This is a genomic window from Actinomyces sp. SKVG-SVH-4(1) (assembly GCF_048514265.1).
Taxonomy (GTDB): domain Bacteria; phylum Actinomycetota; class Actinomycetes; order Actinomycetales; family Actinomycetaceae; genus Actinomyces; species Actinomyces oris.
This window is the reverse complement of the sequence record NZ_JBGEVE010000001.1, coordinates 83,490-97,562: the sequence shown is the minus strand read 5'-3', so window position 1 is coordinate 97,562 and position 14,073 is coordinate 83,490. Positions and strand designations below refer to the sequence as shown.

Below are 14,073 nucleotides of genomic sequence, written 5' to 3'. Positions count from 1 at the left end.
TGCGGTAGCCTGCCACGGCCCGTAGCAACGGCTACCCATCTGCCTGAAGGAGACCCTCGTGCGCGTCCTGGCCGCCCTGTCCGGTGGAGTCGACTCCGCCGTGGCCGCGGCGCGCGCCGTCGACGCCGGCCATGAGGTCGTGGGCGTCCACATGGCCCTGACCCGCAACCGGGCCCAGACCCGTTCGGGCTCACGCGGCTGCTGCTCCATCGAGGACTCCGCCGACGCCCGCTGGGCCGCCCAGATCCTGGGCATCCCCTTCTACGTGTGGGACCTGTCTGAGGAGTTCGAGGAGCGCGTCGTGGCCGACTTCCTCGACGAGTACCGCGCCGGGCGCACCCCCAACCCCTGCGTGCGCTGCAACGAGCGCGTCAAGTTCGACGCCCTCCTGGAGCGGGCCCTGGCCCTGGGCTTCGACGCCGTCGCCACCGGCCACTACGCGCGCCTGAGCGGCGGCGCCTCCTCCGGCCGCCCCGGGGACACCGAGGGCCTCATGCTGCGCCGCGCCGTCGATGCCGCCAAGGACCAGTCCTATGTCCTGGCCGTCTCCGGCCGTGAGGGCCTGGCCCGGGCCCTCTTCCCCCTGGGGGATGCCCCCTCCAAGGCGCAGGTGCGTGCCGAGGCCGAGGCCCGGGGCCTGCCGGTGGCCTCCAAGCCGGACTCCTACGACATCTGCTTCGTGGCTGACGGCGACACCCGTGGTTTCCTGACCCGCTCACTCGGCGCCCACGAGGGCGCCATGGTCTCCCCCGACGGCGAGGTCCTGGGCACTCACCAGGGCTACTTCGGTTTCACCGTCGGCCAGCGCAAGGGTCTGGGCCTGTCCCGGCCGGCCGAGGACGGTCGCCCCCGCTACGTCATCGAGACGCGTCCGGCCACCAACGAGGTCGTCGTCGGCCCCGAGGAGCTGCTCAGCCGCACCGCGGTCGACGGCGACGGGCTCGTTCTGCTCGCCGACCCCGAGCCGCTCACCACCGGCCCGGACACCGGCGGCACCGATTCTGACGGCTCCCCCGCCGTCGGCTGGCAGGAGGCCAGCGTCCAGGTGCGCGCTCACGGCCGCCCGGTCCCGGCAAGGGTCCGCATCGATGCGGCGCGCGGGCTCCTGCACGCCAACCTGGCCGTGCCCCTGCGTGGCGTGGCCGCCGGTCAGAGCCTGGTCATCTACGGCGGCGACGACGGCGACCAGGTCCTGGCCCAGGCGACCGTCGCGTCCGAGCAGTCCCCCAGCCACGCCGTCGCCTGACGTCCCACTCGACGGCGAGCGGGGCCGTCGAGCTGAAGGGCCTCGAGCCCGCACTCGGGCTCGAGGCCGCGGCTCCTCGTCGGGCCGGGCCAACTGCCTCTCCCGCCGGGCATTCAGCCCGGCAGGTCGACAATGGCGCGGTAGTCGGCGTAGCACTCGGCCAGGAGAGCGGGAGGCACCTGCTTCAGGGGCATCGCCCGCCGTCCGGCGACCAGGCTCAGAGGACCGGTGGTCACCACCTGGTCCTCGCTCCACACGTCCGCCCCACTGAAGTCGATGACGCTGCACAGGCCGGCCGCCGGGAAGTCCTTGAGGAACGTGGTGTACCAGTAGATGGTGGAGTCGGGCTCATAGCCGCGGGCCTTGGCCCGTTTGCGCAGGTCGCGGACGACAACCCGCTGACCCGCCCCGTCGTCGATGCCCCACTGCCCCGATTCCACCTGCGGCGCGCCGGCCGAGAACTGGTCGAAGAGCGGGGTGATCTCGTAGTCGGCCAGGTGCTCCTGCCAGTCGGCCACCTCCGCCTCCGGCAGCAGCGTCCCGTGAGCCAGTGTGACCACGGCATCCGGGGGCAGCTCCAGGACGGCGTCGTCGGCTCCCAGAAGCTCGCCGTCCTCAGTGGGGCGGAAGGTCCATGTCCGGGGCTCGTGGCCGCCGGCTTCCGGATCATGAGCACCCACGCCCTCGCCCTGGCGACGGGCCATCCAGACCAGGCGAGCCGCCAGGTGCCGGGCCAGGGGGTGGTCGGCGAACAGCTCCCTCCACTGCGGAACCTGCCAGGAGCGCCCGACACACATGGCCTCATAGAGACGCCGCCCCTGGACCTTGAGCACGGCGGCGACCTCCTTGCGCGCGAAGGTCAGGCGGCGTCTGGTCTGCGCCACGAGCTCGCCGTCCTCGCTCTTGCGGGCGGTGGGCAGGGTCTTGCGCGGGCGTCCGTCGGCGTCCGTCAGGGCGATGGTCAGCTCCGGGGTCAGGCGGCCCAGGAACTCGCGCTCGCCGTATGAAAGATGCAGCAGCCCATCAGGTCCGAAACCGGCCGTGGGGATACTTCGGTCACCGAGCTCGGCCTCACTCCAGCCCTGCTCGGCGGCCACAGCCCGAGTGAGCAGGTCGGCGAAGCCACGCACCCGTGGCAAGCGGTGCTGGGCCGCCGCCGAGACGATGACCTGCAGGGCCTCGGCGGATGGGTTCGCGGCGACGGCGGTCAGCACGGTCTCGGACTCGGCGCGCCATGTGGGGTGGCGGCTCAGGGCGCTCCTGGCGGCGGCGGAGAGACGCTCGCCCTCCATCCCGACGGCGAAGGCGAGCAGCCCCTTGTTCCTCAGGCTCTGCCCCTTGACGGCCTCGCGGTTGTGGGCGACCCAGCACTCGACGACGAAGGCGCTGAGAGCACGGGCGTCCTCCGCGTCGAGCAGGCGCAGGTAGAGCTCGATGGTGCCGGCCCCGTCGGGGGTCTTGAGCCTGTAGGCCTCAAGCACCCAGTTCCGCACGATATCCGGGGCGAGCGGCGTCCCGTCGGCGAGCCTCGCTTCGGGCAGGGCCTCGAAGGGGAACCAGTCCAGGGCCACCGGAGGGCGCTTCAGTCGCCGCCGGGGAGGCGTCAGGGCCTCTGCGGTCACGAGGTCGGTGACGTCATCCCCGTATACCTGCAAGGTGCGCAGCAGGTTGGCCCGAGCCAGACGGTCCTCCTCCTGGGCGCGGGCGGCACGCAGCCGGGCGACGCCGTCGGGGATCGTCAGACCGGTCAACCAGGCCGCCCCTGCCCGGCGCACGTGCGCGACCGGGCTCATCACCGCGTCGAGCGCCAGGTCCCCGGCGTCGGGGAAGCCTGCGAGAAGCCTCTGGCCCAGCTCCCGGTTGACCTCGGAGCGCCCCACGGCGACCTGCACCAGGGAGGGCACCATACTCCGGGGGACGGTCGGGAAGTGGGCGAGCGCACGCAGCACTCGCGTCGCCGACGTGGAATCCTCCAGCAGGTCACGAGTCCTTGCCAGGTCCTGGGCCATCCACGGCCAGCTGTCCTCGGGCTCGCAGCTCCACAGGGCCCACCCCCAGGTGATAGTGCGCACCACCTCGGGCGAATGCCCCACCCGGGCCAGAGCGTCGGCGACGAGGCGCGGATCGGTGTCCCACGGCAGGCCCGTCTCCAGGCGGTGTCGGTAAGCACTTGTGCTGATGTCCCCGTCGGATACATTCAGGGAGCGGCACAGCTCGTCGAGCGCCGCAGCGCGATCCTCAGGCAGGGGGACCACCGGTGGAACCGCGACTGGTGGAGTCTCATCCGACTCCGCTCCGCTTTCCCCTTCCGTCTGCTTCCCGATTTCCTGACTCGTGTCATCGGATGAGTTCTGTGTTCCGGACGTGACCTGCATACCCGTATTGTGCCGGTCGTCACGAACACCGGATGCGGAAATGACGGGGCATTCCTCCGGACAGGCGCCCGCGCAGCAGGAGGCCTATTGACCGTGCGGTAGGAATCTTATTTCGCCTCTCGGCCGGCCCATTTCCTTCTAGGCTGCGGTTATGTCTCCGTCTCCTGACTCCCCTGCTCCTGACTCCTCTGCTCCCGAAACGCCTTCCCCGGAGGCCCCCTCATCCACGACCCCGCCGCCTGCGGCACCGCCCCAGGGGCCTCCTGCCCTCGCCTCACCGCCTCCGCCTCAGCGGCGCCGTCGGGCACGGCTCGGGATCCTCAGCGCCGTCGTCGCCCTGGTCCTGGCGCTCGGCGGTGGAGGCATCTGGGCGCTGACGCGTAGCTCCGACCCGCTCTCCATGGTCACAGCCCCGATCCTCCAGGCGCAGCAGGACCTGTCCAACATCGGCAAGGAGCTCGCGGCGGCGCCCTTCGACGCCAACGGCACCACGACGATCACCAGCAAGCAGCTGACGATCCTGCGGGTGATCGCTGATCGACGTGAGGCACTGGTGGCTTTGAACCCAAGCTCATCGTCGTCCTACGCCGCGTGGCAGGTCCCCATCCCCGATAATCTGGCTGGCCAGGACCTCGGCTGCCGGATGAACGCCAAGACCTTGGACTGCGGTGACCAGATCAGCATCGATCTGGCCTCGGGGATCAACTCCCCCGCCAAGCCCTCAACTGTCTCCGCCGAGGCCCCCACAGCGCCCGCCTCACCGGTTGCACCCCAGCCCAGTGACGCCCGCTCGGCCGCTCCCTCCCAGAGCGGGCCCTCGAAGATCCCCAATGGCATGGCCCCCACGAACCCCGTGGGTCCCGCGGCTCCCTCCGCCACCCCGTCCTCCGCTCCTGGCGCACCGGCGTCACCGAGCACGCGGGCATCGGGACCGGCACCCGCCTCGGTGCGGCTGAGCGACACTCCCGGGGACGGAAAACCCCTGTCGGTCAGCTCCGACGGGACCGTGAGCGTCAACCGGGAGAAGGTCTCGGGGCTGAAGCTCGACGGTTCCAAGCCGGTGTGGGCGACCCGAGTCGAGGCGCCCCGCAAGCTCGTCAGTGTCAACCTGCCGATGAGCCGTGATGTCTGGGTGGTCAGTGACGGCGTCACCGTGGCCGGCCTGGACGGCAGCAGCGTGCTGTGGTCGAGCAAGCTCCCCGAGGGCGCGGGCGCTCTCAACACCTTGGGCACCGAGGCGGTACCCCGCTGGCAGACGAGCAAGGGGGCCCTCGTCATGGCCTACCCGGACTCGCTGCGCGCCCTCGACCCGGTCGACGGGAGCACGATCTGGCGGGTCTCCACCCCGGTGACCTCGTGGGCGGCCGGCGATGGCTACGTCGTGGTGTTCAACGGCTCGACGACGTCGGTCATGACCTTCGACTCCGGCTCGAGCTCGACCCGCGCCACGGCACTGCCGACCTCAGCCCCGACCTCCGCAGCCAAGCCCGCCCCCAGCCTGGAGGAGCTGGGTGGCGCCACCCTCGATGTCCCGGCCGTTTGCGCCGACGGCTTCGCCTCCGTGGTCCGCGGCACGACGAAGTCGCAGGTGGTCGAAAAGATGAAGGATGACAAGACCAGCCTCACCTTCTCCAGCGGCACCGCGACCGCGGCGGCGGGCAACGGTCCGGGCGGAAGCAACTTCACCGTCGCGCTGAAGGAGGCTCAGCCGGGCTTCTTCGGCTCTTCCCCGGTGACGGTCGCGGTTCTGGAGTGCAACAGCGGCACCGCTGCGGCCTTCGACGTCATGGCCGCCTACAACGGCGACAAGCAGATGGTCGGCTCCCTCATCATGGAGGGCAGCAACGAGATCGGCTACACCCCGACAACCCATATGGAGAACCTGCGCGTCGTGGGCGGAACCGTGCTGTTCAACATGCCCCAGCTCATGGTCGCAGGCGACATGGACTGCAAGGCCTGTTCCGGTTCGGGGACGGCCGCCGTCGCCGCTCAGTGGGACGGTGAGTCCCTGGCGCTGTTCGACGTCGTCTACCACCTCCCGACCCAGGACATCCACCGCCCGTCACTGGTCAAGGTTCAGGCCGTCTACGACGCCCTGGCCGCTAAGGAGGACAGTAAGGTCACCGACCAGGTCGACTCCGCGGTGCTCTCCTCCCTGGATGAGCCGGCCGGCTCCACGCAGGCCGGTAACGCCACGGCGCGCAGCGCCTACCTGCCCAAGGGAGGCAAGGTGGCCTCCTGCCTGCTGGCGGGCCCCAAGGACTCGTTGTTCGGGACCATGGTGATCTCTGAGGATCTGGCTCCCGGGTCGATCCTGTGCCCGATCACCTCGGATGATCAGTCCAAGCCCTGGATGCAGCCGCTTCCCAACCACCGCGCTCAGTTCGAGTACGGGGCCTGGCTCATCCTCACCCCCAGTGAGGACGGCTTCAAGGTCACCGGACTGGGGCACCGGAGGAGCTGACGCCCCGTGCGCGTTGTGGGGGTGCGCCGTCGATGAGACGGGGCACCCCCACAATGTCGTTGGAGAAACTGCTCAGCCGCGCAGCCTGGCGAGCTCCTCGACGAGCTGGGGCACGACCTCGGTGACATCGCCGACGACGCCGAAGTCGGCCATCTCGAAGATCGGGGCCTCGGAGTCGTCGCAGATGGCGACGACGGTGCCGGCCCCCTGGATGCCGCTGGTGTGGTGGACAGCGCCGGAGACGCCCAGGCCGATGTACAGGCGCGGGGAGATGGTCTCGCCGGTCTGACCGATCTGGGCGCTGCGCTCGATCCAGCCCTCGTCGCAGGCCACGCGGGTGGCGCCGACGGCGGCGTCGAGCGGCTGGGCCAGGGAGCGGACCAGGTCGAAGTCGCCGTCCACGCCGCGGCCGCCCACGACGACGGTGCGCGCCTCGCTCAGGACCGGACCGGAGGCCACGGAGGTGGCCTCGCGCGAGACGAGGCGCACGGCGGCGGCCTCAGCGCTGACGGGAACCTCGAAGGGCTCGGCCGTCAGGGGTGCGCCCTCGGCCCCGGTGACCTCGGCGATCCCGGGGCGCACGGCGATGATCGGTGCATTGCCGCCCGAGGCGACGCCGGCGGTGGTGGACCAGGAGCCGGACAGGACCAGCTTGGAGGCACGCAGCTCGGTGCCGGCGGCCTCCAGGGCGGTGACGTCGGAGACGCAGGCCGAGCCGAGCACGACGGCGGCCCGCCCGGCCAGCTCCTTGCCGCGGTAGTCGGAGACGACCAGGACCGCGGCGGGCTGGACGGCGCCGACGGCCGCCACGACGGCGTCGGCCGCGGTGGCGGCCAGGTGGGCGGCCTCGCCCAGGTCGGCGGACAGCAGGCGGGTGGCTCCGGCGCCGGCCAGGGCCGCTGAGGCGGCCTCACCCAGAGGCTGGAGGGCCAGGGCGACGACGTCGCCGCTGGTCAGCTCCCGGGCGGCGGTGAGCAGCTCCAGGCTGGGGCCGGTGGGGGCGGCCTCGGTGGTCTCGAGGTCGACGAGGACGAGCAGGGGGGCATCGAGCATGGGAATCAGCTTCTTTCGCGAGTGGTAGGAGGCGGACGGGCGGCGCGACGGCGTCCAGCGCCCCTGCCGGGACGTGGGCGGGCGCTGCGGCCGGCCGTCAGACGAGCTTGTTCTCCACGAGCCAGGCGGCGAGCTCGCGGCCCGCCTCTCCGGCGTCGGTGCGGATGATGCCGGCCTCACGGGCGGGTCGGGCCTCGTCGTCGACGACGGCGACGGCCGGCTCGGCGATCTGGAGGCCGAGCTCGGAAACATCCCAGAAGTCGATGGGCTTCTTCTTCGCGGCGCGCATGGCGGCGAAGTTGGGGTAGCGGGGCTCGTTGGCCTGGTCGGTGACGCTGACGAGCGCGGGCAGCGGCGCACTGAGGACCTCGCGGACGGTGCCCACGGTGCGGGTGATGGTCACGGCACCACCGTCGACCTCGAGCCGGTTGGCCAGCGTCAGGGCCGGACGGCGCAGGGCGGCGGCCAGGGCGCCGGGCAGCATGGAGGTCATGGAGTCCAGGGAGGCCATTCCGGTGATGACCAGGTCGACCTCGCCGATGCGCTCGATGGCGGCGGCCAGGACCCGGGCGGTGGCGACGACGTCGGCACCGGCCAGGTCGTCATCGGCCACGACGACACCGGAGTCGGCCCCCATCTGCAGGGCGCGACGCACTCCGTCCTCAGCATCCTCCGGCCCCATGGTCAGGGCGATGACCTCGCCGTCGGCCTCCTCGGCCAGAGCGACGGCGGCCTCGACGGCGTTCTCGTCGAGCTCGTTGAGGACGTCCTCCTCGCCGCGCACGAGGCGACCGTCCTCAATGCGACGCTCGGACTGGACGTCAGGAACGTGCTTGATGCAGACCACGATTCTCATGGGCTCAAGGTTGCCATAACAGCGGCATCTCGCCACTGAGCGCTCAGTCACCCTGACACGGCGTCAGGACAGGGATGAAGACGACGCGATGATGACGAGGCAGTCACGGCGGGTGGATTGAACGCGACGGGGCGCACTCCCACGAGGGAGACCTCACGTCCCTTCAAGTGGTAGCAACCAGCGGCCGCCAGGACAATGGGCCCATGCCTTCGACGCCAGAGCCCGCTCCAGCACCGCGCGCCGACCTGCCCGCAGCTCCCGACCACGGGCTGGGCGTCACCCTGAACGGAGACGGCGCGGACTTCGCGGTCCACGCCCCGCATGCCACGGCCGTGGACCTGTGCCTGCTGACCATGGATACCGACGGCGCCGTGGTGGAGGAGACCCGGATCGGGATGCACGGGCCCTCGCGGGGCCTGTGGAGCGCGCACGTCCCCGGCGTTGGTGCCGGTCAGCGCTACGGCTACCGCGCCCACGGCCCCTGGAACCCGCACGAGGGCCTGCTCTACAACCCCCGCAAGCTGCTGCTGGACCCCTACGCCCGGGCCCTGGACGGCCACGTGGACCTGGGGCCGGCCGTCTACGCCCACGAGGTCACCGACGACCTGGTCCCTGCGGCCGAGCCGTGGAGGCCCTCACGCCTGGACTCGGCCGGCAGCACCGCCGTCGGCGTGGTCACCGGTGACACCTTCCCGGTGGTTCCGGGCCCCCGTGTGCCCCGCGAGCGCGCCGTCATCTATGAGGCCCACGTCAAGGGCCTGACCTACCAGCTGCCCGGGGTGCCCGAGGAGCTGCGCGGCACCTACGCGGGGCTGGCCCACTCGGTGACGGTCGAGCACCTCAAGGCCCTGGGGATCACCACGATCGAGCTGCTGCCGATCCACGCCTCGGTGAGCGAGCCCTTCCTGACCAAGCGGGGCCTGAGCAACTACTGGGGCTACTCCACGCTGAGCTACTTCGCGCCCGAGCCCTCTTACGCCACGGCCGCGGCGCGTGCGGCCGGCCCGCAGGCGGTCCTGGACGAGGTCCGCGGCATGGTCTCCATGCTCCACGAGGCCGGCCTGGAGGTCGTGCTCGACGTCGTCTACAACCACACCTGCGAGGGCGGTGTCGATGGCCCATCCTTGAGCCTGCGCGGCCTGGACAACCTGGACTACTACCTGCACGCCCCCTACCTGCCGGCGCAGTACATGGACGTCACCGGTACCGGCAACACGGTGGACTTTCGGGCCACGGGTGCGATCCGGCTGGCCCTGGACTCACTGCGCTACTGGGTCACCGAGGTCGGCGTCGACGGCTTCCGCTTCGACCTGGCCACCACCCTGGGGCGCCACGCCGCGGAGTTCTCGCCGCGTCACCCGCTGCTCACGGCGATCGCCACGGACCCGGTGCTCAGCACGGTCAAGCTCATCAGCGAGCCCTGGGACGTGGGGCCCGGCGGCTGGCGCACCGGCCAGTTCCCCGAGCCCTTCCAGGACTGGAACGACCACTTCCGCGACACCACGCGCTCCTTCTGGCTGCATGACGCCTCGGAGATCTCCAAGGGCCGTCTGGGCTCGGACCTGCGAGACCTGGCCACGCGCCTGTCGGGCAGCGCGGACCTGTTCAGCCACGGGGAGTTCCCCGGCGGCCGCGGCCCGCTTGGCTCGGTCAACTTCGTGGCCGCGCACGATGGCTTCACCCTGCGCGACCTGGTGGTCTACGACCACAAGCACAATCTGGCCAACAAGGAGGACAACCGGGACGGCAACTCCAACAACCGCTCCTGGAACCACGGTTTCGAGGGGGACGTCGTCGAGGGCATCAACGGCGGCCCGATCGAGGTGCTGCGCCGCCGGTCGATGCGCAACCTGCTGGCCACCGTACTGCTGAGCGCCGGGACCCCCATGCTGGTGGCCGGCGACGAGATGGGACGCACCCAGCAGGGCAACAACAACTGCTACTGCCAGGACTCCGTGCTCTCCTGGGTGGACTGGAACCTGGAGGTCTGGCAGCGCGACCTGGTCGCCACGACACGCTTCCTCATCCACCAGCGCCACAGCCACCCGGTGGTGCGCCCCTCGCGCTTCGCGACCGGGCAGGTCCTGGAAGGCGACACGATCGCGGATCTGGCCTGGTACCGGGCGGATGCCGCGCCGATGGACGGGGACTCCTGGCACGACCCGCACACTCGCGTCGTCCAGATGCTGCGCTCGGGCCACCCTTGGAACGACGACGACATGCTCGTGGTCATCAACGGCGCCCTGGACCAGGTCGACGTCGTCCTGCCCGAGGGACGCGGGACCGACTGGCACCTGGCCTGGGACTCGACCTGGGCGGTCCCCCAGCCTCATACAGCGCCCTTCTCCCAGGCACGGCGCGTGAGCCGAAGCCCCCAGGACACCCAGGCCGACGTCATCATCGAGACGGACGGCTCCGGCGAGGTCAAGGAGGTCAGGACCACGGCCGCCGAACCCGAGGGCCACGCCGCCGAGAGTCTCACGGACTGCCATCACGACCGGCCGGGCGACACGACGATGCTGGAGGCGCTGTCCCTACGGATCTACTTCTCCGGAGAACCGCTGGAGACCCTGATCCCGGGCGCCGAGACGGACTGAGCCGGCACCACTGCGCTCGGGGCTGGCCACCGTCAGCCTGCCGCCGCAGCGCACCCCCTAGGATGAGGGTATGACTCAGACCCCCACCGCGGCCGAGGAGGCCCTGGCCAACGCCACCAATGACGCCTCCCTGGCCCGATCCATCGCCCGCTCCGCCGAGATCGAGGCCGATATCGCCGTCAACCCCGGCCGCTACCGGATGTTCACCGGGGTCCGCCCCACCGGGAACATGCACCTGGGCCACTACTTCGGAACCATGCACTCCTGGAAGACGATCCAGGACGCGGGCGTGGAGACCTGGATCCTCGTGGCCGACTACCAGGTCATCACCGACCGCGACGGCGTGGGCCCCATTCGCGAGCGGGTCCTGTCCCTGGTCACCGATGCCCTGGCGGTGGGCGTGGACCCGCAGCGCTCGACGATCTTCGCCCACTCGGCGGTCCCCGCCCAGAATCAGCTGATGCTGCCCTTCCTGTCCCTGGTCACCGAGTCCGAGCTGCACCGCAACCCCACGGTGAAGTCGGAGCTGGAGGCCACCGACGGGCGGGCCATGAGCGGACTGATGCTCACCTACCCGGTCCACCAGGCCACCGACATCCTCTTCTGCCAGGCCAACCTCGTGCCCGTCGGCAAGGATCAGCTCCCCCACCTGGAGCAGGCCCGACTCATCGCCCAGCGCTTCGACAAGCGCTACGGGCGGGCGGTCAAGGACCACCCGGTCTTCCGCCGCCCCGAGGCGCTGCTCAGTCAGGCCCCGATGCTGCTGGGCCTGGACGGGGAGAAGATGAGCAAGTCGCGGCACAACACGATCGAGCTGCGCATGAGCGCCGATGAGACCGCCAAGGCCCTCAAGAAGGCCAAGACGGACTCCGAGCGCGTCATCACCTACGACCCGGACAACCGGCCGGAGGTCTCCAACCTGTTGATGCTGGCCTCCCTGTGCGGGGCGGGCGCTCCCGAGGAGATCGCCGAGCGCATCGGCGACGGCGGAGCGGGCACGCTCAAGAAGGTCACCACGGAGGCCGTCAACGAGTTCTTCTCCCCCATTCGGGCCCGTCGCGCCGAGCTGGCGGCCAACGAGGACTACCTCCTTAAGGTCCTGGGGCAGGGCAACGCCCGGGCCAACGAGGTCGCCAACCGGACGCTCGACGACGTCCGCACCGCCATGCAGATGAACTACTGAGGGCCTGCCGGCCGCTGAGCCGGCCCGCACACCCACCTCGATCGGCCCGGTTCGCGACGCGCGTACCGGGCCGATCCGCGTCCTGCGAGCCGGCATGTGACTCAGGTCGTTTCTCACCGTACTCTTGTTCTTGTGACTCCGAACACGACGCCGAAGGCCGGCAAGAAGCAGTCCACCCGTCCCTCCAAGTCCTCTGCCGCTCCCACCGACGCACCCGCTCAGGGCACCGGGACGCAGACCGCGCCGTCGGGGTCGTCCGCGGCCAGTGCGGCACCGCAGCCGGCCCCGTTCTCGCTGATCGGCCGGATCCCGGTCACCGAGGTCTTCCCCGTCGTCGAGGACGGGCGCTGGCCGGCCAAGGCCGTCGTCGGCGAGGTCATTCCGATCCGCGCCACCGTCTTCCGCGAGGGGCACGACCGCTACGGCGCCACCGCGGTCCTGGTACGTCCTGACGGCAGCGACGGCCCCAGCGCCCGCATGCACGACATCGCCCCGGGGCTGGACCGTTATGAGGCCTCCGTGGCGCCCGACGCCCCCGGGGACTGGCGCTTGCGCGTCGAGGGCTGGTCGGACCCGTACGCCACCTGGAGCCACGACGCCGGTATCAAGGTGCCCGCCGGCATCGACGTCGAGCTCATGCTGGAGGAGGGAGCCCGAGTCCTGGACCGGGCGGTGGCCGTTGAGGGGCGCGATGAGGAGGGCGTCAAGGCTCTCAACGACGCCGTGTGGATCATGCGCGACCCCTCCAACCCCGTGGCCGACCGCCTGGCTGCGGGCATGTCGGACTCGGTCCAGGCCGCCCTGGAGCGCCTGCCGCTGCGCGACCACATCTCGCCCTCCGCCGAGTACCCCCTCCAGGTGGACCGCGAGCGCGCCCTGACCGGCTCCTGGTATGAGATCTTCCCGCGCTCGCTGGGCTCGGGGGCCGATGAGGACGGCACCTGGCACTCGGGGACGCTTCGCAGCGCGACCGAGCGGCTGGACCGCATCGCGGCCATGGGCTTCGACGTCCTCTACCTCACGCCCATCTCCCCCATCGGCCTGACCAACCGCAAGGGCCGCAACAACACCCTGACGGCGCGTCCCGGCGACCCCGGCTCCCCTTACGGCATCGGCTCCCCCGACGGCGGCCACGACGCCATCCACCCCGACCTGGGCACCTTCGAGGACTTCGACGCCCTGGTGGCGCGCTCGCGCGAGCTGGGCATGGAGGTGGCCCTGGACCTGGCGCTCCAGTGCTCGCCGGACCACCCGTGGGTGGCCGAGCACCCCGAGTGGTTCACGGTCCTGGCCGACGGCTCGATCGCCTACGCCGAGAACCCGCCCAAGAAGTACCAGGACATCTACCCGCTCAACTTCGACAACGACCCCGAGGGCATCTACCAGGCGATCCTGGAGGTCGTGCGCACCTGGATCGCGCACGGGGTGACGATCTTCCGGGTGGACAACCCCCACACCAAGCCCCTGACCTTCTGGCAGCGGCTCATCGCCGAGATCCACGCCGAGTCCCCCGAGGTGCTGTTCCTGGCCGAGGCCTTCACCCGCCCCGCCATGATGCGCACCCTGGGCATGATCGGCTTCCACCAGTCCTACACCTACTTCGCCTGGCGCAACACCAAGGACGAGCTCATCGAGTACATGATGGAGCTCAGCAAGGACACCGCCCACCTGCTGCGTCCGGCCTTCTGGCCCACGACGCACGACATCCTCACCCCCTTCATGACCAACGGGAAGGTGCCGGCCTTCAAGCTGCGCGCCGTCCTGGCGGCCACGCTCAGCCCGACCTGGGGCATCTACTCGGGCTACGAGCTGGCCGAGTCCACACCGCGGCCGGGCTACGAGGAGCAGATCGACAACGAGAAGTACGAGTACAAGCCGCGTGACTTCGCCGCCGCTCGCCGCAACGGCATCGAGGATCTCCTCACGCGCCTCAACGCCGCCCGGGCCGCTCACCCCGCGCTGCGCCAGCTGCGGGACATCTACTTCCACCCCACCAGCGACGACCAGATCCTCGCCTACTCCAAGCGGGTGGACGCCTTCCACAGCCCCACGGGCAGGGACGACGTCGTTCTGACGGTGGTCAACCTCGACCCGCACGGGGCGAGGGCCGGCGAGGTCTACCTCAACCTGGAGGCCCTGGGCCTGCCGGGCTGGGTGGACGCCTCGCGCCCGGTGGTGCGGGTGACCGACGCGCTCACCGGAGACTCCTACGAGTGGTCGGGGCAGAACTATGTGCGCCTCGACCCCTTCGCCGGGCAGGTCGCCCACGTCTTCTCCGTGGAGCCGCTGTGAGCACCGA

8 protein-coding genes are annotated in these 14,073 nt (G+C 70.7%); 5 read left to right on the top strand and 3 right to left on the bottom strand.

Features of this window, described 5'->3' with window-relative positions; genetic code table 11:
* The first annotated feature begins 58 nt into the window (after window positions 1-58).
* The gene (gene mnmA / locus AB7V09_RS00350; protein WP_419142598.1) at window positions 59-1,246 is read left to right on the top strand and encodes a tRNA 2-thiouridine(34) synthase MnmA; all 1,188 of its coding nucleotides are present in this window, start codon (window positions 59-61) and stop codon (window positions 1,244-1,246) included.
* Window positions 1,247-1,359: 113 nt separating this feature from the next.
* Here mnmA and AB7V09_RS00345 read toward each other — a convergent pair whose 3' ends face one another.
* Complete coding sequence (locus AB7V09_RS00345; RefSeq protein ID WP_419142597.1) at window positions 1,360-3,501, bottom strand: DUF4132 domain-containing protein; 2,142 nt, start codon at window positions 3,499-3,501, stop codon at window positions 1,360-1,362.
* A 271-nt stretch (window positions 3,502-3,772) separates the two neighbouring features.
* Between AB7V09_RS00345 and AB7V09_RS00340 the strand changes: the two genes are divergently transcribed.
* Complete coding sequence (locus AB7V09_RS00340; protein ID WP_419142596.1) at window positions 3,773-6,085, top strand: hypothetical protein; 2,313 nt, start codon at window positions 3,773-3,775, stop codon at window positions 6,083-6,085.
* Between the two features lie 72 nt (window positions 6,086-6,157).
* Here the strand turns inward: AB7V09_RS00340 and AB7V09_RS00335 are convergent, their stop codons facing one another.
* On the bottom strand, window positions 6,158-7,138 hold the full coding sequence (locus AB7V09_RS00335) for an electron transfer flavoprotein subunit alpha/FixB family protein (RefSeq protein WP_009747897.1): 981 nt from the start codon (window positions 7,136-7,138) through the stop codon (window positions 6,158-6,160).
* Window positions 7,139-7,235: 97 nt separating this feature from the next.
* Window positions 7,236-7,994, bottom strand: a complete 759-nt coding sequence (locus tag AB7V09_RS00330) for an electron transfer flavoprotein subunit beta/FixA family protein (RefSeq protein WP_419142595.1) — start codon at window positions 7,992-7,994, stop codon at window positions 7,236-7,238.
* 203 nt (window positions 7,995-8,197) lie between these two features.
* On the opposite strand from AB7V09_RS00330, the gene glgX reads away from it, so the two are divergent.
* The 3 genes from glgX (at window position 8,198) to AB7V09_RS00315 (ending at window position 14,066) form a co-directional block, all read left to right on the top strand.
* Window positions 8,198-10,591, top strand: coding sequence for a glycogen debranching protein GlgX (gene glgX, locus AB7V09_RS00325; protein WP_419142594.1), 2,394 nt, complete (start codon window positions 8,198-8,200; stop codon window positions 10,589-10,591).
* A 70-nt stretch (window positions 10,592-10,661) separates the two neighbouring features.
* Window positions 10,662-11,774 (top strand): tryptophan--tRNA ligase, encoded by a 1,113-nt coding sequence (trpS, locus tag AB7V09_RS00320; protein ID WP_419142593.1) that lies wholly within the window; start codon window positions 10,662-10,664, stop codon window positions 11,772-11,774.
* 132 nt (window positions 11,775-11,906) lie between these two features.
* The gene (locus AB7V09_RS00315; RefSeq protein ID WP_419142592.1) at window positions 11,907-14,066 is read left to right on the top strand and encodes an alpha-1,4-glucan--maltose-1-phosphate maltosyltransferase; all 2,160 of its coding nucleotides are present in this window, start codon (window positions 11,907-11,909) and stop codon (window positions 14,064-14,066) included.
* Window positions 14,067-14,073 lie beyond the last annotated feature (7 nt).

Bases quoted from the DNA above. Each gene is read 5' to 3' on its own strand.
- AB7V09_RS00330 (WP_419142595.1), bottom strand. From the start codon at position 7,994: ATGAGAATCGTGGTCTGCATCAAGCACGTTCCTGACGTCCAGTCCGAG.
- AB7V09_RS00335 (WP_009747897.1), bottom strand. From the start codon at position 7,138: ATGCTCGATGCCCCCCTGCTCGTCCTCGTCGACCTCGAGACCACCGAG.
- glgX (WP_419142594.1), top strand. From the start codon at position 8,198: ATGCCTTCGACGCCAGAGCCCGCTCCAGCACCGCGCGCCGACCTGCCC.
- trpS (WP_419142593.1), top strand. From the start codon at position 10,662: ATGACTCAGACCCCCACCGCGGCCGAGGAGGCCCTGGCCAACGCCACC.
- AB7V09_RS00340 (WP_419142596.1), top strand. From the start codon at position 3,773: ATGTCTCCGTCTCCTGACTCCCCTGCTCCTGACTCCTCTGCTCCCGAA.